Origin of the sequence: Microbacterium schleiferi, assembly GCF_038150145.1 — a bacterium.
In the GTDB taxonomy this organism is placed as follows: domain Bacteria; phylum Actinomycetota; class Actinomycetes; order Actinomycetales; family Microbacteriaceae; genus Microbacterium; species Microbacterium schleiferi_B.
Genome location: NZ_JBBWSA010000009.1, coordinates 1 through 18608 on the forward strand (window position 1 = coordinate 1; position 18608 = coordinate 18608).

Here is an 18608-nt window from a genome sequence, read left to right on the forward strand (position 1 = left end):
TCAGGTTGCGCCCCTTATACCCCCAGGGGTATCGTAGTTATCGAACATCACCAACCAGACCCCGGAAGGACATCCCCATGTGCTCTCAGATTCGTTGCTCGTCATGCGGCAAGATCACCTGGACCGGCTGCGGCATGCACGTCGAGCAGGCCCTCGCTGGCGTTCCCAAAGACCAGCTCTGCACCTGCAACTGACGACGCCCGCGCTCAACGTCGCGTCGCTGTCCACTCCCGCAGGCGCGCCAGCGGCCACGTCGTGACGATCCGCTCCGGCGGAACTCCCAACCGTTCTGCGCGCTCCGCGCCGTAGTCCAACAGCGACAGATGACCCGGCGCATGGGCGTCGGAGTCGATCGAGAACAGACATCCCTTCGTGAGGGCGAGCGCGATCAGTTCATCGGGCGGGTCCTCGCGTTCCGGCCGCGAGTTGATCTCGACAGCGACACCGGCTTCCGCGCAGGCCTCGAACACCCGATCCGCGTCGAAATCAGATGGGGGCCTCGTCCCCCGCTGACCGGAGACGAGTCGCCCTGTGACGTGACCGAGCACATCGATCCTGCCGCTTCGCACGGCGCGCAGCATCCTCGCCGTCATGGGGCCGCGCTCCATCCGCAGCTTCGAGTGAACGGATGCCACGACGATCTCCAGCGAGCGCAGCAGTTCATCCTGCTGATCGAGCCCGCCGTCTTCGAGGATGTCGACCTCGATGCCCGTGAGCAGGGTGAACCGGTCGTCGCGAAAGCTCTCCACGATCGGGATCTGATCGCGAAGCCGCTGCGCCGACAGGCCGTTTGCCACGCGCAGCCGCGGCGAGTGGTCGGTGAGCGCGAGATACTCCCGTCCGAGTTCGCGCGCAGCCTTCACCATCGCCGCGATCGGCGTCGTGCCGTCCGACCAGTCCGAATGGCTGTGAAGGTCGCCGCGCAGCAGCGCGCCAAGCGCAGACGGTCGGATGCCGGCCCGCTCCCGCAGTTCCGCGAGGTAGTCCGGCACGCGCCCCTCCCGGGCCTGAACGATCACCGCCAGGGTCGACTCACCGATCCCCTTCCGGCGCCGCAACCCCGCCGTATCGGCCAGCTGCGCGGCATCCAGCCCCTCGATCGCTGCCGCGGCAGTACGAAACGCCTTCGCCTTGTAGCGGATCGCCCGCTCCCGCTCCAGCAGCAGCGCGATCTCGATCAGCGCGTCGTATGGCTGCAGCTCCGGCTCGCTCATGTCGCCCAGCCTGACACGCCCCGCCGACGCGCGCATCGCCTTCTGCAGGTAGGCAAAATCCCGGGCGTAGGTCGATTGCAGTTGCGATCGACCTACGCCCGGGAGAAGTCCTACCTCCGCGAGGAGGGTCGGCGGGACGTCAGCGCGTCAGGGTGTGACTCCCGCGCGCTTGACGACGACGGGGGCACTGGCGAGGCGGTGGAGAGCCCAGCCGAACAGGATCGAGAGCACACCGATCCCCATCGCGAAAGCGGAGACACCAAAGCTGACGACCGAGGTGAACAGGGATGCCCGCAGGAACGATGCGTTCATCATGGTCGCGCGCACCGGGTCCTCGCGGTCGAGCTCGGCGTAAGTGGCACCGCCGGATGCCTCGAGGGCGTGGTGCTGAATGATGTCGGCCTGAACGTAGGCGGTGAAGGGGCCGGCGACCGTCTGGCCCTGGAAGGCGATCGCGTCCTCGGGGATGGTGATGTTCTCGGCGCGCAGCTGGCTCGAGACGGTAGCCCACACGACGATGCCCACGATGATGAGCAGGGCGCCGCCGACGATGCCGAGGATCCCCACCACCTTCACGAGACCGAGGTTGCGGGCGGGCGCCTGAACGGTGTCAGTGGCGCTGGCTGTGTCGGTGGCGGACATGGCGATTTCTCCTTCAGGGACATGCATCGTCGGGGGGATTCGACGGTGTCTCTCACCGTCGACATCCACGGTACGAAGCCGGCTGGCCTACGGAAAGTGACGTAGGTCCCCCGACGAGAAATTCGGTGAATGACCCAGGTCAGGGCGCGAGCGCAGCGGTCGCCTCGGCCCACGCGTCCAGCTTTGCGGCAGCAGCACCTGAGTCGATAGCCGCAGCGGCGTCCACTTGCGCCTCCCGCAGGCGCTCAACAATGGGCACCTGCGCCTGCGCGGCATCCTGCGACAGCCGGAACGCCACGATCCCCGCTGCCGCGTTCAGCAGCACAATGTCACGCACCGGCCCCGTCTCGCCCGCCAGCACACGCCGGACGATCTCGGCGTTGTGCTCGGGCGCGCCACCGCGAAGATCGTCGAGCATCGCAAGCGGGATGCCGAGATCCCGCGGATCGAGATCGTGCTCGTGGATGTCGCCGCGCGACACTTCCCAGATCCGGCTGTGTCCGGTGGTGGTCAGTTCATCGAGCCCGTCGTCGCCGCGGAACACCAGCGCTGTTGCGCCGCGGGTGCGGAACACGCCGGTGATCAGAGGAACGCGGTCCAGGTGCGCGACGCCCACCGCGTTCGCCTCGGCACGGGCGGGGTTGCACAGCGGGCCGAGGAAATTGAAGACGGTCGGAACCCCGAGCTCGGCGCGCGTGGGCCCGGCGTGCCGGAATCCGGGGTGGAATGCGGCAGCGAAGGCGAAGGTGATGCCGGCGCGGTCGAGGACCTCGGCGACGGCATCCGGCGAGAGGCGAAGATCAATGCCGAGCGCCGAGAGGACGTCGGAAGACCCGGATGCAGAACTCGCCGCCTTGTTCCCGTGCTTGACGACCGGGATGCCGGCGGCAGCGGCGACGATCGATGCTGTCGTAGACACATTGACGGTGCGATGACGGTCTCCACCGGTTCCGACGATGTCCAGGACGTGAGGATCCACGGGAAGCGGGAGCGCAGCCTCGAGGATTGCGTCGCGGAAACCCACGATCTCATCGACGGTCTCGCCCTTGGCGCGGAGGGCGATGAGGAATCCGGCCAACTGCGAGGCAGTCGCCTCCCCAGCCATGATCTGGCGCATTGCCCACGTCGACTCCGACACGCTGAGGTCCTTACCCTCGAGGAGGGCGCTGATGATCGAGGACCATGACGACTGCTGGGTCATGGCTCCGAGCGTAGCGGGACGGGCAACTGAGGTGCACCTAAGTCGCAAACCACCTCACATCAGTGGTGGCTCATGCGAAACCCCAGGCAAATCTTCAGCCATAATGAAGAATGTGACCACCAGCTCAGCGACGTACTCCCAGGCCATGCGGTCGGTCAAGCGACCCGACCCGGTCGCAGTTGGAACAATCGTGTGGCTCGGCAGCGAAGTCATGTTCTTCGCCGGCCTTTTCGCGATCTATTTCACACTGCGAAGCACCTCCCCCGACCTGTGGGCCCAAGAGACCCAGCTGCTGAACGTTCCGTTCGCCGCGGTCAACACCACGATCCTGGTGCTCTCATCCGTCACCTGCCAGATGGGTGTGTTCGCTGCTGAGCGCTTCCAGCCGTACACGGTCAAGACCAACAGGTTCCGCGACCGCTGGGGCATGGTCGAGTGGTTCTGGCTGACATTCGCCCTCGGCGCCATCTTCGTGTCGGGCCAGGTGTGGGAGTACGCCCAGCTCGTCGCCGAAGGGATGCCCATCCAGGCGAATGCCTACGCTTCGGCCTTCTACCTGACGACCGGCTTCCACGCCCTCCACGTGACCGGCGGTCTCATCGCCTTCCTCCTGGTGATCGGACGCGCCTTCGCGGTCAAGAACTTCGGCCGCAAGGAGATGACCTCCTCGATCGTCGTGTCGTACTACTGGCACTTCGTCGACGTCGTCTGGATCGCCCTGTTCTTCGTCATCTACTTCCTCAAGTAACCCGAGCGGAGCTGAATCACCCTCATGGCACGACAGACCAAGCGCCGCTCCACCGGCCGCCGCAGCCCGTGGGCCGCGACCGCGCTCATCGGCATCGGACTGCTCATCACCGGCGGCGTCTACGCTGGCGCCTCCGCCGCGATGGCAGCCACCGAGCCTGACACCGCAACAGCCACGAGCCTCACGATCGAAGACGGCAAGAAGCTGTTCCAGGCCAACTGCGCTACCTGCCACGGACTTGACCTGCAGGGCACCGAGAACGGCCCGTCCCTCTACGGTGTCGGGGCTGTCGCCGTCGACTTCCAGGTCGGGACCGGCCGGATGCCGCTGCAGATGCAGGGTCCTCAGGCTCCCCAGAAGCCGGTGCAGTTCACCGACGATCAGATCCTCGCGATGGCCAACTACGTGCAGTCCGTCGCGCCGGGTCCCGACTTCCCGGACCCGGAGATCCTCGACGGTGAAGGCGATGTCGCGCGCGGAGCTGAGCTGTTCCGCATCAACTGCGCGATGTGCCACAACGTCGCCGGCGCCGGTGGCGCCCTGACGGAGGGCAAGTACGCTCCGGCCCTGACCGAGGTGAGCGCCCTGCACATCTACGCAGCCATGGTCACCGGCCCCCAGAACATGCCGGTGTTCAACAACATGTACCTGACCGACGAGGACAAGCGAGACATCATCTCGTCGCTGCTGTACATCCAGCAGACCGAGTCCCCCGGCGGGTTCAAACTCGGGTCGCTCGGACCGGTCGCTGAGGGTCTGTTCATCTGGATCTTCGGAATCAGCACCCTGATCGGCATCACCGTGTGGATCACGGCGAAATCCAACTGACCCCGCAGACCGAATACGTAGCAAGACGCTAGAGGAGCACCATGGCACACGAGGACGACCCGCACGGCCTCGACAGGGCGTCGTACCAGCCCTTGTCGGGAACGGCCGTCGCCGTCACCGACCCCGTGCGTAACCCCGAGCTTCCGCCGCACCGTGAGCGGATGACTGACAAGGACCCGGCGGCGATGAAGCGCGCCGTCCGCACGATCTACACGCTCTTCTACATCTCGGTCGCGGGGTCACTGTGGGCGGTCGCCGCCTACATGATCTTCCCGATCGAGAGCGGTGAGATCCCCGCGATCCGCGACAACAACCTCTTCATCGGCCTCGGCATCGCCCTCGCGCTGCTGGCGATCGGTGTCGCGGCGATCCACTGGTCCAAGGCGGTGATGTCCGACAAGGAGCACACCGAGGCGCGCCACCCCACCCGCGGCACCGACGCGACGCGTGCGGGCGCCGTCGCTGTCTTCGAAGCGGCCAACGAAGAGTCCGGGTTCGGTCGGCGCACCGTCATCCGGGGCGGCCTCTTCGCCGCTCTGATCGCCTCGATCCTCCCGGCCATCACCCTCTTCCGCGGCCTCGCCCCCGAGAACACCCCCGAGCGCCCGAACGCGGGCAACCCGGTGTATCTGCTCAGCCACACGATGTGGAAGCCGGGGATGCGTCTTGCCAAGGACCCCGAGGGAACGCCGATCAAGGCATCCGAGGTCACCCTCGGCTCGGCAGTCCACGTGATCCCCGAGCCGCTCGCCGACCTCAGCCACGAAGAGGGCTACCTCGAAGAAAAGGCCAAGGCCATCGTGCTGCTGGTGCGCATGCTCCCCGAGCAGATCACCGAGACGCCCGAGCGGGCAAGCTGGTCGTACGATGGCATCGTCGCGTACTCGAAGGTCTGCACCCACGTCGGCTGCCCGGTGGCTCTCTACGAGCAGCAGACGCACCACCTGCTGTGCCCCTGCCACCAGTCGCAGTTCGACGTGTCGGACGGCGCGAAGGTCATCTTCGGCCCCGCTGCCCGCCCGCTGCCACAGCTGCCCATCGAGGTGGATGACGAGGGCTACCTCGTCGCGCAGAGCGACTTCACCGAACCCGTCGGCCCGAGCTTCTGGGAGCGCCATTGAGCACCGCCACCGCTACTGACGAGACGGCCGTCGGTACCACCAGAGAAAAGCCGCTCGGCGGCCGATTCGTCGGCGCCACCGCCAACTACCTCGACGAGCGCACCAGCCTCTCGGGACTGGTCAAAGAGCTCGGTCGCAAGATCTTCCCCGACCACTGGTCGTTCATGCTCGGTGAGATCGCGCTGTGGAGCTTCGTCGTCGTCCTGCTCTCGGGAACGTTCCTGACGTTCTTCTTCCAGGCCTCGATGGTTCCCACCCACTACACGGGCGCCTACATCCCGATGCGTGGCGTGGAGATGTCGGCGGCGCTGGACTCGACCCTGCGGATCTCGTTCGACATCCGCGGCGGTCTGCTGGTGCGCCAGATCCACCACTGGGCAGCGCTCGTGTTCATCGCCGGTATCGGTGTGCACATGCTGCGAGTGTTCTTCACCGGCGCGTTCCGCAAGCCGCGTGAACTGAACTGGCTGATCGGCTTCGTGCTGTTCGTCCTCGCGATGGGTGAGGGCTTCACCGGCTACTCGCTCCCCGACGACCTGCTCTCGGGCAATGGCCTCCGAATCATCGACGGCATGATCAAGGGCATCCCGCTGATCGGCACCTGGACCTCGTTCCTGCTGTTCGGCGGCGAGTTCCCCGGCATGCAGATCGTCGGACGCCTGTACACACTGCACATCCTGCTGCTGCCGGCGATCCTGGTCGCGCTGCTCGCGGCACACCTGATCCTCATGATCATCAACAAGCACACGCAGTTCGCCGGCCCCGGCCGGTCGAACGACAACGTCGTGGGCTACCCGATGCTCCCGGTGTACGCCTCGAAGATGGGTGGATTCTTCTTCATCGTCTTCGGTGTGATCGTGCTGATCGCATCCCTCTTCACGATCAACCCGGTCTGGAACTACGGTCCCTATGACCCCTCGCCGGTGTCTGCGGGTACCCAGCCTGACTGGTACATCGGATTCGCCGACGGTGCGCTACGTCTCGTGCCGCCGCACCTCGAGACGGTCTTCTGGGATCACACCTGGTCGTGGAACATCATCCTGCCGATCACGGTGCTGGTGCTCTTCATCGCCCTGGTCGCGTTCTACCCCTTCATCGAGGCGTGGATCACCGGCGACAAGCGCGAGCACCACATCGCGCAGCGTCCGCGCAACGCCCCGACCCGCACCGCCATCGGCGCCGCCGGCGTCACCTTCTACGCGGTGCTGTGGGCAGCGGCATCCTCCGACATCATCGCCACCCACTTCTGGGTGACGATGGAGGGTGTCATCCACACGCTGCAGGCTCTGCTGTTCGTGGGTCCGGTCATCGCCTACTTCGTCACGAAGCGCATCGCTATCGCGCTCCAGAAGAAGGACCGCGAGATCGCCCTTCACGGCTACGAGTCGGGCCGCATCGTCCGCCTCCCCGGTGGTGAGTACATCGAGGTTCACCAGCCCGTCGACGAGTACGAGCGCTGGAAGCTCGTGGACTTCGAGATCTACGAGCCGCTGGTCGTTCGTCCGAACTCGGGTGGGCAGATTCCGTGGCACCAGAACTTCCGTGCCTCGCTGTCGCGCTGGTTCTTCGAAGACCGCCTCGCTCCTGTCACGCAGGCCGAGGTCGACGAGGCGCTCTCGCACCAGCACCACGAGCTCGACCACATCGCCGAGCAGGAGGATGCCGAGATCCAGGCGATGCACGAGCGCGCCGGGGTTCCGGATGCTCCGCACCACCCGATCACCGACGGCAAGCAGTCCGAGACGGCTGTTCGCCCGACGAACGTGATCGTCACGGACGAGGTCGTGGAGAACACGGCTGCCGATAAGGGCACGTCGAACACGGATGTCGATCCTGACGACGACGTTCACCCCAGCGGCGACACGAAGTAGTCCCGAATCAACCAGTGCGCGGGCCCGGCATCCACGGATGTCGGGCCCGCGCCGTTGCCCGCATCTCACTGCAGCGGGCAATGGCAGGATCCGGCCGAAACGTGGCCGCAGGAGGGTGCCTGCGGCGCTCTCAATGTCATGACTTGCCTCTAGTGTCGGCATCATGAGCAGCGCAGACTTCTTCGCCACCCGCCTCGCCCACGAGACCGATCCGTCGGACGTGTACGCCGCTCAGAAGGCCGGAGAAGACATCGTGCTCGTCGATGTGCGCGGCGTCGACGCCTGGCGCCAGGGACGCATCACCGGCGCGATCCATATGCCCTACCGCGAGATCGCGGAGCGCGCCCCGCGTGAGATCGCCGCGGATGCCACCGTGGTCGTCTACTGCTGGAGCCCGGGCTGCAATGCCGGCGTCAAGGGGGCTCTCGAGTTCGCGAAGCTCGGCTACGCGGTCAAGGAGATGATCGGCGGGTACGAGTACTGGGCGCGGGAAGGTCAACCGACCGAGAACAACGAGGGTCCACTCCCCCGCGTGTTCGACCCGCTGGTGATGGTGGTCCGCGGATGAAGGCGGGGTCCGATTCCCGCCAGCGCCGGGTCGGTCGCACCGGATAGCGTCACCATCGTGTCCGCTTCTCCACTCCTCGCGCCGACCCGAAACACCACGGTCGCTATCATGTTCGCGGCGCTGTCTCTGGTGTGGGGTGCAAGCTTCCTGTTCATGAAGGTCGCGGTCGGCGCCTTCGACCCCGCACAGGTTGCCCTGGGACGCATCATCCTGGGCTCTGTGACACTCGCCGCGATCATGGCGCTCACGCGTCGACGGTGGCCACGCGAACGCCGCCTGTGGCTGCACATGATCGTCGTGGCAGTCTTCTTCTGCCTTCTGCCGTTCCTGCTCTTCGCTTGGGCTGCTCAGAGCCTGCCATCCGGGCTGTCGGCGATTCTGAACGCGACAACGCCGCTGTGGACGACACTGGTGGCCGTCGTCGTGCTCCCCAGCGAACGGATGACAGCACGACGCCTGGTCGGGGTGATCATCGGAGCTGTCGGTGTCGCGATCGTCATGGGCGTGTGGGATGTCGTTTCCTCCCCAGAGTTCGCCGCATCTCTTCCCGCGCAGCTCGCTTGTCTGGGCGCCACCGCCTCGTATGGCATCGCCCTCGGCTGGATTCGGCGCTTCATCACGGGAACCCACACCCACGACAGCGTGACGATCGCGTCGACACAAATGGCTGTCGCAGGCGCGCTCGCCCTGGCTCTGCTCCCGATCATCGGTCTCTCGCCGGTCGCCTGGGCCCCGGCCCCGGTCCTCGCGCTCGTCGCTCTCGGGTGCCTCGGCACAGGAATCGTCTACGTCTGGAACACGCGAGTCGTCAGCGAGTGGGGCGCCGTTGGCGCATCAACCGTGACCTACGTGATTCCGGTCGTCGGGGTAGGCCTCGGTGTCCTCGTACTCGGCGAAAGGTTCACGCTGAACGAGCTCATCGGCGCGGTCATCGTGATCGGCGGCGTGCTGCTCGTGCAACGAGCCCGCTAGCGGGTCTCGCGCGTCGAAGCTCGTGCAATGCCGTAGTACGGCAAACGCACCGTCGGTCGGAACCCGAGCTTGCTCGCCAACGCGATGGACGCATGATTGCTGTCACGACATGACCAGATCGGCGTGATTCCCCGGTCCAGGAGATCACCGATCATGCGCGCGGCGACGGCCGTAGCGAGCCCCTGGCCGCGCGCCTCGGGATGGGTCTCGATTCCGATCTCCAGGTCGTCGTCGAAGCGGAACGACGTGAAGGCGAGAGCACCACGGAACCCGTCCCGCTCGGCCCTCCATCCACCGCCATGACGCACGAAGTCGCCGGCGCTACGCCAGAACCTTGCCGGAACGACCGACCCGCTCCGGTGGTAATCGGACTCGTCGGCGCGGACAAGAGACCACCCCTCGGGAACCGCCCCACGTCGCGCGGCGAGGAACGCCGACGGCTCGAACTCGAAGTTGAGCCGCTGGCGGATGCTGAGACCGCTCATACCGATGGAGCGCGTCAGCTCACGTTCCCATGGCAGATCGGCCCATCGCGGATCTATCTGCAACCACTCGTCCCGTGATCGGTACTGGCCCTCCTGCAGGTGCGAGATGATCCGATCGAACTCTGCATCCACGGTGTCACCCCAGATGAGGGACATCCCATACGGGTGAACTGCGTGATACGAGGTGCCACCCGCGGACTCCCAGGCGCGCAGACTGCCGTCCACCATTCCGGTCACAACGGCACGAGCGAACCCGACATTGACACCGACGCGGGCGAGAGAGTTCTCGACGGAGCGCACCCGCGGAACGTCAGCGGGCGAAGTAGCCGCGGTAGTACTCGTAGACCCACCCGACGATGGCAACCAGGAAGATACCCAAGCCGATCGGGACCATCCACGCGCCCACCGACAGACCGATCATGGCGATGGCTGCCGAGAACGCGAGGACGATCGGCCACCACGACCAGGGGCTGAATTCACCGATCTCGGGATCGCCGTCGTCGATGTCCGCCGTGAGGGTGTCCTCGGGAAGCTCGCCCCCCTGAGCGCGTCGAACCGCACCCGTGTAGAAGGCGACCAGAGCGCCCATCAGGGCCGTGAAGAACAGCGCGACAGTACCGACCCACTCGAGGTTGCCGTACCAGATGAGGCTCCAGATGGTGTAGACGACACCGACGAGAGCGAAGAAACCCGCCAGGATCCACCAGAGCGCGACGTTGGTGCGCATCGGACTACTTCACCTTCCCGTCGGCAAGATCGACGACCGGGGTATGCGGAGCGTCCTTGGCCGGGCCGACACCCACCGTCATCGGAGCAGCTTCAGGGTGGTTCAGATCGAACGCCGGACGCTCACTGCGGATGCGCGGGATCGACGTGAAGTTGTGTCGCGGCGGCGGGCACGAGGTCGCCCACTCGAGCGATCCGCCGTAGCCCCAGGGGTCGTTGACCGTGACCTTCGGAGCCTTGCGGGCGGTGATCCACACGTTCAGAAGGAACGGAATCATCGAGACCGCGAGCAGCATCGCGCCGACCGTCGACAGCTGGTTCTGCCACGTGAATCCGTCGGCTTCCGCGTAGTCGGCGTAGCGGCGGACCATACCCTCGACACCCAACCAGTGCTGCACGAGGAACGTCATGTGGAAGCCGATGAACAGCAACCAGAAGTGCACGTAACCGAGGCGCTCGTTGAGCATCCGACCGGTCCACTTGGGCCACCAGAAGTAGAAGCCCGCGAACATCGCGAACACGACGGTTCCGAAGATCACGTAGTGGAAGTGCGCGACCACGAAGTACGAGTCAGACAGTGCGAAGTCCAGCGGCGGCGACGCGAGGATGACACCGGTCAGCCCACCGAAGACGAACGAGACGAGGAAGCCGAGCGCGAAGGTCATCGGTGTCTCGAAGGTCACCGACCCTCGCCACATCGTTCCGATCCAGTTGAAGATCTTCACGCCCGTCGGGACGGCGATGAGCATGGTCATCAGGGCGAAGAACGGCAGCAGCACTCCGCCGGTGACGTACATGTGGTGTGCCCACACCGCCACCGAGAGTGCGGCGATCGAGATCGTCGCGTAGACCAGCGTCTTGTAGCCGAAGACCGGCTTGCGGCTGAACACCGCGAAGATCTCGGTCACGATGCCGAAGAACGGCAGTGCGATGATGTAGACCTCAGGGTGACCGAAGAACCAGAACAGGTGCTGCCACAGCAGCACGCCACCGTTCTCGGGGTTGTAGATCTGTGCACCGAGCACGCGGTCTGCCGCCGCGGCGAGGATCGCCGCAGCCAGCACCGGGAAGGCCATGAGGATCAGGATGCTGGTCACCAGCGTGTTCCAGCTGAAGATCGGCATCCGCCACATCGTCATGCCGGGGGCGCGCATCGTGATCACGGTCGTGATGAAGTTGACGGCTCCGAGGATCGTGCCGAAACCGCTCATGCCGAGGCCGAGCATCCAGAGATTGCCGCCGACCCCCGGTGAGAAGCTCGCGTTCGCCAGCGGTTGGTAGGCGAACCACCCGAACGCGGCCGCACCCTGCGGGGTGAGGAAGCCGGAGATCGCGATGATCGAGCCGAACAGGAAGAGCCAGAACGCGAAGGCGTTCAGGCGGGGGAACGCGACGTCGGGGGCACCGAGCTGCAGGGGAAGAATGGCGTTCGCAAACCCGGCGAACAGCGGAGTCGCGAACATCAGCAGCATGATCGTGCCGTGCATCGTGAACAACTGGTTGTACTGCTCCTTCGTGGGCAGCACCTGCATGCCGGGTTCGAACAGCTCCGCACGGATGATGAGCGCCATCACACCGCCGAGCAGGAAGAACAGGAACGAAGCGATCAGGTACATGTACCCGATCGTCTTGTGGTCAGTGGAGGTGATCCACTTGACGACGATGTTGCCCTTCTGCTCGACACGCGACGACGACATCAGCGCCGCCTGCCGTGCCGGGAGAGTGCGCGGGCGCGACGAGTCCGCGTCCTGAAGCGGCAGCGTGGTGGCCATCACTCGTTCCCCTCATCTGACTGCTGGACCGAGGGATCCGTGGGATCGTTCGGCGTGTTCTGCAGGCGGTCGTATGCGTCGTTGATGTCGCCGGTCTGACCCTTTGCCTCGAGACTTGCGAGGTAGGCCTCGTACTCGTCGGCGCTGACGACCTGGACGGTGAAGAGCATCATCGAGTGGTACTCGCCACACAGCTCCGCACAGCGGCCGGCGTAGGTGCCCTCACGGGTCGGAGTGAAGGACCAGTAGTTGTCCTTCCCGATGTACATGTCCTTCTTGTAGAGGAAGTCGACGACCCAGAACGAGTGGATGACATCCCGCGACTGCAGTTTGATCTGCACGGTCTGGTCGACCGGCAGGTACAGCGTCGGCAGCGCCTCCTGGTCGATGTTGCCGGCCTTGTCGGGCTGGGCCTGAATACCCATCGTCCAGACGGCGTCGGAGTTGTCTTCCTCGTCACCGTTGTACTGGAAGTCCCACGCCCACTGCTTGCCGATCGCGGTGATCGACACGTCCGGGTCGTCGTACTGCGTCTCGATGATCGCCTGGTCCCGCGCCGTGAACGCGAAGAAACCGATCACGAGGATGAAGGGCACGATCGTGTAGAAGATCTCGATCGGCATGTTGTACCGCAGCTGAACCGGAAGGCCGGTCTGCCCCTTGCGGCGACGGTATGCGATCGCTGCCCACCCCATGAGCGTCCACGTGATGATGCCGACAACCAGCAGCACGATCCACGAGTTGACCCACAGCCCCGAGATCATCTCGGTGTGGTTGGTCGCAGGAGTTCCGTCTTCAACGAAGCCGGGAAGGAACCCGTTCAGCTCCGTCGGCGTACATCCTGCGAGCACCAGGGCCGCGGCGGCACCAACCGGTAGAAGAACCCAGCGGAGTCGGCGTTTGGATGGCACAGGCGCACCTTTCCACGTTGCGAAGTGTGACTGTGGTCAGTCTAGGGCAAGCTCACACCTGCTTGAGGCCAACCACTCAGCATCCACGCACTTTCGGGGTACTGAAGGTCAGCCTTCTCGCGGGCTTAAGCTTCGGGGTCAGTGGAAGCTGTCACCACACGCGCAGCTACCCTGCGCGTTCGGGTTGTCGATCGTGAAGCCCTGCTCCGAAATCGTGTCCTTGAAGTCGATCGTGGCGCCGTCCAGGTACGGCACGCTCATGTCGTCGACGATGACTTCGACACCCTCGAAATCGACGGTCTTGTCGCCGTCGAGGTAGCGCTCGTCGAAGTACAGCTGGTAGATCAGGCCGCTGCATCCGCCGGGCTGAACAGCCACGCGCAGGCGCAGGTCGTCGCGACCCTCCTGGTCGAGCAGGCTCTTGACCTTGGCTGCCGCGGCGTCGGTGAGCGCGACGCCGTGCTCGCGGGCGGTCTGGTCCGTGGTCAGTGCGGTGTCGGTCATGACTCTCCTTATCGGCTGAAGCCGTCGGGGTGGATGCTGAAATTCTACGCCCGCTGCCGAGGACGACGGCGGAACTACGTGGAGGTCAGAGCGTGCGCGCGTCCAGTTTCTCCAGCAGCAACGCCTCCGAGATGAGCGCGTGGCGGAACGTCTCCAGGTGCAGCGACTCGTTGGGGCTGTGAGCACGGGAGTGCGGATCCTCGACCCCGGTGACGAGGATCTGCGCACCCGGGAACTCGCGGACCAGATCCGCGATGAACGGGATCGAGCCGCCTACCCCGATATCGACCGGGTCCACACCGTACCCCTCGGCGAGTGCCTCGCGAACGTCCTGCACCGCCCAGCCCGACGTGTCGACGAGGAACGGATTGCCGAGGTCGACGTCGAAGAACTCCAGGTGCGCTCCGAAGGGTGCGTGGGCACGGAGGTGCGCCTCGAGCGCTGCATAAGCGTCCGCTGCGCTCTGGCCCGGCGCGACACGGGCGCTGATGACGACGGTCACCTCTGGGGAGAGGGTGTTGGATGCCGACGCGACGTCGGTCGCGTCGATGCCGATCACCGTGACCGACGGTTTGTTCCAGATCCGTCCGATGATCGAGCCGTCGCCGATCGGGCTGACCCCATCGAGCAAGCCAGTCTCCGAACGCAGTGTGGCTTCGGTGTAGTCGGGGGTTTCGGCCTTTCGCGAGCTCAGTCCCTCAACCGCAACAGACCCCTCGGCATCCCAGAGGGTCGCCAGCAGCGTGATGGTGGCGAGCATCGCGTCGGGTACCGCTCCCCCGAACATCCCCGAGTGGGATGCGTGCTCGAGCGTGCGCACCCGCATAGAGAAGCGGGCATTGCCGCGCAGTGAAACCGTCAGCCCCGGTGTCTGGTCATCCCAGTTGCCGGAGTCGGCGACGACGATCACATCGGCACGCAGGGCATCCGCGTTGTCGCTCAGGAACTGCGCAAACGAGCGCGAGCCGTACTCTTCTTCGCCTTCGATGAAAAGGGCCAGCCCGAGATCGAAGTCTGGACCCAGCGCCTCGACGAGCGCACGGAGCGCACCGACGTGCGCCATGATGCCAGCCTTGTCGTCGGCTGCGCCACGCCCGTAGAGCCGCCCCTCCCGAACCGTGGGCTGGAACGGCGGGGTCTCCCAGAGAGCTTCGTCGCCGATGGGCTGGACGTCGTGGTGCGCGTACAGCAGCACCGTCGGGCGACCGTTACGCGCGGCGCGCGTTGCCAGCACGGCTGGCTGTCCGAACTCCTCGGTGCCGGGAATCGCAGCCCGCTTGATGGTCACCGAATCGAACACTCCCGTGCTCTCAACCAGTGCCGCAACGGCCTCTGCGCTACGCACGAGCTGCTGCTGATCCATCGACGGCCAGGCGATGGAGGGAATCCGCACCAGATCGCCCAAATCCGCCAGCGCACGGGGGATGCCGGTCTCGGCGGCGTCACGGACAGCATCGGAACGGGAGGCGATATCACTCATGCGGGTAATCTTAAGGACAACCCGTAACGCGACAGCGAGGATCATCGTGGCCAAGACCCCCGCCCCCGAGGCACCGAAGGACGCGTCGACGTCGACCGTCGGCAAGGGAAAGGCGACGCCGAGCCGCGCCGAGCAGGAGGCTGCACGCAAGCGCCCGCTCGTTCCCGACACCAAGGAAGCGAAAGCGCAGCGCAAGGCTGATCTCGCCTCCGCCCGGGAACGCGCCCGCATCGGCATGGCCAACGGCGAGCAGAAGTACCTCCCCGCGCGCGATCAGGGACCGCAGCGCAAGTTCGCGCGCGACTTCGTCGACGCCGGCTGGCACCTCGGTGAGGCTGTGATGCCGGCCATGGTCGTCGTCATCGTCGCCACCTTCATCCCGCTCCAGTTCATCCAGTACTGGGCGTTCGTGGCGCTGTGGGTGTTCATCTTCTTCGTGATCGGCGACATGATCATCACCTCGATCCGCGTCAAGCGCGCCGTGAGCGACAAGTTCGGCGCAAGCAAGGTCGAGAAGGGGCTCGGCTGGTACGCCTCGATGCGTAGCGTCCAGATGCGGTTCATGCGACTCCCGAAGGCGCAGGTTCGCCGGGGCCAGTACCCCTCCTGAGATCGGTCTAGCAGCTTGGCGCGCTCCGCTGCGCGGGGGTGCCGGGTGTCGAGACATGCCCCCGGCCGCTGCGCGGCCTCCCGCCAGACCCGATGCCAGCTCGACACCCGGCACCCCCGCTCCGCTGCGCTCCGGGTTAGACGTAGATGCGCGGGACGAGCGGTGAGACGCGGACGATGATCTCTTCGCCGACCGTACCGATAGCCTCGGCGAGGGTCGTCACACTTGACTCGCCGCGCGTCCCGGGGCCGAAGAGGTAGACCTCGTCGCCGATGGCGGCACCCGGCCATGGGTCGATCAGCATCGATACCGGGCCGATCTCGCGGACGAGGCGCGGACCTGCGGCTGTACCCACCGACATCCGGCCCGCAAGCGTCGACGGAAGGCCGTCGAGATACCCATAGGAGACCTCGACGGAGGAATCTCCGACGTCGCTCACGGTGGCGATCAGGGTAGCCGCTGGCGCGATACCGTCGAGCTCGGGGCCACCGGTCGAACGGATGCCGTAGCTGAACGCTCCGAAGCGGACAAGGTCGAACCGGAACTCCGGCCGCGCGAAAGCCGCAGCACTCGCAGCGAGGTGCCGAACCTGTGGGCGCAGGCCCGCGTCCTCGGCGATTCTGATGGCGTCGAGGAAGGCGGCACGGGACCGGTCGTCGTCTTCGTCGCTGGTTTCGGCGATGTGGCTCCAGATTCCGACGACCCGGATGTCACCGCTTGCCTCGAGTTCGGCGGCTCGCGCTGCGAATGCGGGCCAGTCTTCCGGCCTGACGCCGTTGCGGTGAAGTCCGGTGTCGATCTTGATGTGCACGGCGGTGGCTCGTCCCGCAGAGACTGCCGCGATGTCTTCGAGATAGGACGCGTCGCCGACACCGAGTTCGATGCCGGCATCCAGCGCTACAGCGATCTCGGGCGGGGTGATCGTGACCCAGGAGAACACGCGAGCATCCGGGCCTGCCGCGGCTCGCACCCTCACACCCATCGGCACATCGAAGGCGCCGAACCAGCGCACGCCGTGAGCTGCCGCAGCCGCGACAACACGATCGACGCCGTGACCGTAGGCGTCGTTTTTGACCACGAGCATGTATTCAGCCGGCGCGATGCGCTCCCGCAGCACGTCGATGTCGGCGAGGATCCTGCCGAGGTCCACGACCATGCGCGCGCTCATGCGACCACCTCCCGCGGCAGCCGCAGGCCGAGCGCACAGACGAGCTCGGCAGCTGTCAGCCCGGATGCCGCCTCCCACGCTGCCAACGCTGATCGTGCGGGGCCCTGGCCACCGAAGTAGATGACCTCGTCACCGCGCGCGATGTCGGCCTCACCCACATCGATGACGCAGACATCCATCGCGACGCGGCCGACGATGGGGTACACCTCGCCGCGGATCTCGACGGAGGCGTGGTTGCCAAGCGAGCGGGCCACGCCCTGGCCGAACCCGCCCGAGACCAACGCAATACGCGTGTCCTGCGACGCGATGTGGGTGTAGTTGTACGAGACGCCCTCGCCGGCGCGGAGCGCCTTGATCGAGAGCACAGAGCCGACGAGGCTCATAACCGGCCGGCGGATTCCTGCGGCGTCGTCGTCCACCGCAGTGGAGGCGCCGGGGAAACCGAAGACGATGGCTGGATCCAGCGTGGGTGCGTCCGCGACCGTAGCGATCCCGACGCGCTGCGCCACCTCGACGGACTCCGGATCGAGCACCGCCGCACGGATGCCGACCTGCACCAGAGTCTCGGCAACGAACTGCACGCCATGGCCGTAGGCGTCGCGGCGAAGGTCGGCGACAGCATCCGCTCCCCCAGCCTCGATCGCCCGGCTGGCGCCGGCAACGAGCGCCGAACGGCTCAGCCGAACGCGCGGCCCGGTCGGACTGATCAAAAGCCCATCGCCTTCTGGTACCGCGGGCGGTGTCCAGTGCGGATGCCGAGCACGCTCGGCTTGTTCTCGTAGACGCCCGTAGCCCAGTTGCCTTCGATGAGCACGGGCCCGTCGGGAGTCACGGCGATATCCCAGCCGACGTACTTCACCTGCGGTACGTGACGGGCGACCTTATCGACGAAGGCGATGACCTCGTCGAACATCGGCAGCTGGAACTCTGCGATCGGGTAGCCCGAATCAGGGTGGAGCTTGTGAACGTGTCCGTGCGAGTCGTAGCCGTCCCCGAGCGACGCTCCGGTCTCGGGGTCGAGCATCGTGTAGAAACCGCCGAAGTCCATCTGGTCAGCCACCTGTCCACGGCCGAACTTCTGCGCGATCGCGAGGATGTGGGTCTTCTCCCCGTCGAAGAAGGCGGCCACGCGGGTCGAGTTGACCGTGCCCGCACAGACGGCTGCGACATCCGGATGCTGCACGATGTTCTCTTCGATCAGCAGTTCGCCGCGCTCGCGCAGCTGCGCGTGGAAGTCTGCCCAGTCCTCGATCTCGGTGGCGTAGTACCGGTTGATCGCTGCCCCCGAGCGACCCGCCTGCTTCTTGGTGATGAGAACCGGGTGCGCCTCGCCGAAGGCGCGCAGCTCGTCGACGTTCTCATCGGTGACCATCATCCAGTCACGACCGAGGTGCTCCGAGAAGACGCGGTCGAACTCCCACTTGTCGTAGAAGATTCCGCGGTATTCGGGGTCATCGAACGTGTAGGAGTACTTGTTCGAATGCGGGTGCGTCATCATCGTGCGCCGCTCACGGCGGTTCAGGATGGCGAAGTCATAGTCCACGTAATCCTGGAATCCGACCTGGTGGAACGTCGCCTGCCAGAACATATCAACGACCACCGCCGGGGTCCACTTGTGGAACTGGGCTGATACTTCACGGGCGCGCTCGATGACAGAGGGGAGGTCGATGACCTTCAACCGGGCCACCATGTATCCGAAGCGCGAACCGAGTCCTCGCGATGCCATCGCTCTCTCTTTCCGAAGGGTGCTGCCCTCACACGTCGGCCGGCACCCCCGTCGGGGGGGC

At 65.7% G+C, this 18608-nt stretch carries 19 protein-coding genes; 7 read left to right on the forward strand and 12 right to left on the reverse strand.

Annotated elements, in window-relative coordinates; genetic code table 11:
- Positions 1-206: 206 nt before the first annotated feature.
- The 3 genes from AADH62_RS11080 to trpD all read right to left on the reverse strand — a co-directional run bounded on the left by AADH62_RS11080 (position 207) and on the right by trpD (position 3057).
- On the reverse strand, positions 207-1199 hold the full coding sequence (locus AADH62_RS11080; protein ID WP_341579618.1) for a PHP domain-containing protein: 993 nt from the start codon (positions 1197-1199) through the stop codon (positions 207-209).
- Positions 1200-1361: 162 nt separating this feature from the next.
- Positions 1362-1856 (reverse strand): aromatic ring-opening dioxygenase LigA, encoded by a 495-nt coding sequence (locus AADH62_RS11085; protein ID WP_292708168.1) that lies wholly within the window; start codon positions 1854-1856, stop codon positions 1362-1364.
- Positions 1857-1995: 139 nt separating this feature from the next.
- On the reverse strand, positions 1996-3057 hold the full coding sequence (trpD, locus tag AADH62_RS11090; RefSeq protein WP_331791129.1) for an anthranilate phosphoribosyltransferase: 1062 nt from the start codon (positions 3055-3057) through the stop codon (positions 1996-1998).
- Between the two features lie 103 nt (positions 3058-3160).
- Here trpD and AADH62_RS11095 point away from each other — a divergent pair, with 103 nt between their 5' ends.
- The 6 genes from AADH62_RS11095 to AADH62_RS11120 all read left to right on the forward strand — a co-directional run bounded on the left by AADH62_RS11095 (position 3161) and on the right by AADH62_RS11120 (position 9165).
- The gene (locus AADH62_RS11095; RefSeq protein WP_228178622.1) at positions 3161-3805 is read left to right on the forward strand and encodes a cytochrome c oxidase subunit 3; all 645 of its coding nucleotides are present in this window, start codon (positions 3161-3163) and stop codon (positions 3803-3805) included.
- A 24-nt stretch (positions 3806-3829) separates the two neighbouring features.
- Positions 3830-4633, forward strand: coding sequence for a c-type cytochrome (locus AADH62_RS11100; protein WP_300591659.1), 804 nt, complete (start codon positions 3830-3832; stop codon positions 4631-4633).
- Between the two features lie 41 nt (positions 4634-4674).
- Positions 4675-5754 (forward strand): ubiquinol-cytochrome c reductase iron-sulfur subunit, encoded by a 1080-nt coding sequence (locus tag AADH62_RS11105; RefSeq protein WP_331791128.1) that lies wholly within the window; start codon positions 4675-4677, stop codon positions 5752-5754.
- A complete protein-coding gene (locus AADH62_RS11110) occupies positions 5751-7625 on the forward strand; it encodes a cytochrome b (RefSeq protein ID WP_292708162.1) in 1875 nt (624 codons plus the stop codon). Before AADH62_RS11105 ends, AADH62_RS11110 begins: the two co-directional genes overlap by 4 nt.
- Before the next feature lie 163 nt (positions 7626-7788).
- Positions 7789-8193, forward strand: coding sequence for a rhodanese-like domain-containing protein (locus AADH62_RS11115; RefSeq protein WP_341579534.1), 405 nt, complete (start codon positions 7789-7791; stop codon positions 8191-8193).
- Between the two features lie 57 nt (positions 8194-8250).
- On the forward strand, positions 8251-9165 hold the full coding sequence (locus AADH62_RS11120) for a DMT family transporter (protein ID WP_341579535.1): 915 nt from the start codon (positions 8251-8253) through the stop codon (positions 9163-9165).
- Here AADH62_RS11120 and AADH62_RS11125 read toward each other — a convergent pair.
- From AADH62_RS11125 to AADH62_RS11150, 6 genes are all read right to left on the reverse strand, one after another.
- Positions 9162-9950: a GNAT family N-acetyltransferase gene (locus tag AADH62_RS11125; protein ID WP_341579536.1), complete on the reverse strand. Its 789-nt coding sequence runs from the start codon at positions 9948-9950 to the stop codon at positions 9162-9164. The two genes, AADH62_RS11120 and AADH62_RS11125, sit on opposite strands and share 4 nt — an antisense overlap.
- Before the next feature lie 10 nt (positions 9951-9960).
- Entirely contained in the window at positions 9961-10377 is a 417-nt protein-coding gene (locus AADH62_RS11130) for a cytochrome c oxidase subunit 4 (protein ID WP_341579537.1), read from the reverse strand.
- A gap of 4 nt (positions 10378-10381) precedes the next feature.
- Positions 10382-12148, reverse strand: a complete 1767-nt coding sequence (gene ctaD, locus AADH62_RS11135) for a cytochrome c oxidase subunit I (RefSeq protein ID WP_341579538.1) — start codon at positions 12146-12148, stop codon at positions 10382-10384.
- On the reverse strand, positions 12148-13059 hold the full coding sequence (gene coxB, locus AADH62_RS11140) for a cytochrome c oxidase subunit II (RefSeq protein WP_341579539.1): 912 nt from the start codon (positions 13057-13059) through the stop codon (positions 12148-12150). Before coxB ends, ctaD begins: the two co-directional genes overlap by 1 nt.
- A 138-nt stretch (positions 13060-13197) precedes the next feature.
- Positions 13198-13563: an iron-sulfur cluster insertion protein ErpA gene (gene erpA / locus AADH62_RS11145; protein ID WP_300591495.1), complete on the reverse strand. Its 366-nt coding sequence runs from the start codon at positions 13561-13563 to the stop codon at positions 13198-13200.
- 85 nt (positions 13564-13648) lie between these two features.
- On the reverse strand, positions 13649-15043 hold the full coding sequence (locus tag AADH62_RS11150; RefSeq protein WP_341579540.1) for a dipeptidase: 1395 nt from the start codon (positions 15041-15043) through the stop codon (positions 13649-13651).
- Between the two features lie 46 nt (positions 15044-15089).
- Between AADH62_RS11150 and AADH62_RS11155 the strand changes: the two genes are divergently transcribed.
- Positions 15090-15653: a DUF3043 domain-containing protein gene (locus AADH62_RS11155; RefSeq protein ID WP_341579541.1), complete on the forward strand. Its 564-nt coding sequence runs from the start codon at positions 15090-15092 to the stop codon at positions 15651-15653.
- Positions 15654-15789: 136 nt separating this feature from the next.
- Here the strand turns inward: AADH62_RS11155 and AADH62_RS11160 are convergent, their stop codons facing one another.
- The 3 genes from AADH62_RS11160 to AADH62_RS11170 are packed head-to-tail and all read right to left on the reverse strand — an operon-like array spanning position 15790 to position 18547.
- Positions 15790-16821 (reverse strand): alanine racemase, encoded by a 1032-nt coding sequence (locus AADH62_RS11160; protein WP_341579542.1) that lies wholly within the window; start codon positions 16819-16821, stop codon positions 15790-15792.
- Complete coding sequence (locus AADH62_RS11165; RefSeq protein WP_341579543.1) at positions 16818-17531, reverse strand: alanine racemase C-terminal domain-containing protein; 714 nt, start codon at positions 17529-17531, stop codon at positions 16818-16820. The genes AADH62_RS11160 and AADH62_RS11165 overlap by 4 nt, the downstream gene beginning before the upstream one ends.
- Positions 17528-18547, reverse strand: a complete 1020-nt coding sequence (locus AADH62_RS11170; RefSeq protein WP_341579544.1) for a sugar-transfer associated ATP-grasp domain-containing protein — start codon at positions 18545-18547, stop codon at positions 17528-17530. Before AADH62_RS11170 ends, AADH62_RS11165 begins: the two co-directional genes overlap by 4 nt.
- Between the last annotated feature and the right edge of the window lie 61 nt (positions 18548-18608).

Excerpts from the sequence above, each read along its gene's own strand:
- AADH62_RS11150 (WP_341579540.1), bottom strand. The coding sequence starts at position 15,043 with ATGAGTGATATCGCCTCCCGTTCCGATGCTGTCCGTGACGCCGCCGAG.
- ctaD (WP_341579538.1), bottom strand. The coding sequence starts at position 12,148 with ATGGCCACCACGCTGCCGCTTCAGGACGCGGACTCGTCGCGCCCGCGC.
- AADH62_RS11095 (WP_228178622.1), top strand. The coding sequence starts at position 3,161 with ATGAAGAATGTGACCACCAGCTCAGCGACGTACTCCCAGGCCATGCGG.
- erpA (WP_300591495.1), bottom strand. The coding sequence starts at position 13,563 with ATGACCGACACCGCACTGACCACGGACCAGACCGCCCGCGAGCACGGC.
- AADH62_RS11170 (WP_341579544.1), bottom strand. The coding sequence starts at position 18,547 with ATGGCATCGCGAGGACTCGGTTCGCGCTTCGGATACATGGTGGCCCGG.
- AADH62_RS11130 (WP_341579537.1), bottom strand. The coding sequence starts at position 10,377 with ATGCGCACCAACGTCGCGCTCTGGTGGATCCTGGCGGGTTTCTTCGCT.
- trpD (WP_331791129.1), bottom strand. The coding sequence starts at position 3,057 with ATGACCCAGCAGTCGTCATGGTCCTCGATCATCAGCGCCCTCCTCGAG.
- AADH62_RS11085 (WP_292708168.1), bottom strand. The coding sequence starts at position 1,856 with ATGTCCGCCACCGACACAGCCAGCGCCACTGACACCGTTCAGGCGCCC.
- AADH62_RS11115 (WP_341579534.1), top strand. The coding sequence starts at position 7,789 with ATGAGCAGCGCAGACTTCTTCGCCACCCGCCTCGCCCACGAGACCGAT.
- AADH62_RS11160 (WP_341579542.1), bottom strand. The coding sequence starts at position 16,821 with ATGAGCGCGCGCATGGTCGTGGACCTCGGCAGGATCCTCGCCGACATC.
- AADH62_RS11100 (WP_300591659.1), top strand. The coding sequence starts at position 3,830 with ATGGCACGACAGACCAAGCGCCGCTCCACCGGCCGCCGCAGCCCGTGG.
- AADH62_RS11105 (WP_331791128.1), top strand. The coding sequence starts at position 4,675 with ATGGCACACGAGGACGACCCGCACGGCCTCGACAGGGCGTCGTACCAG.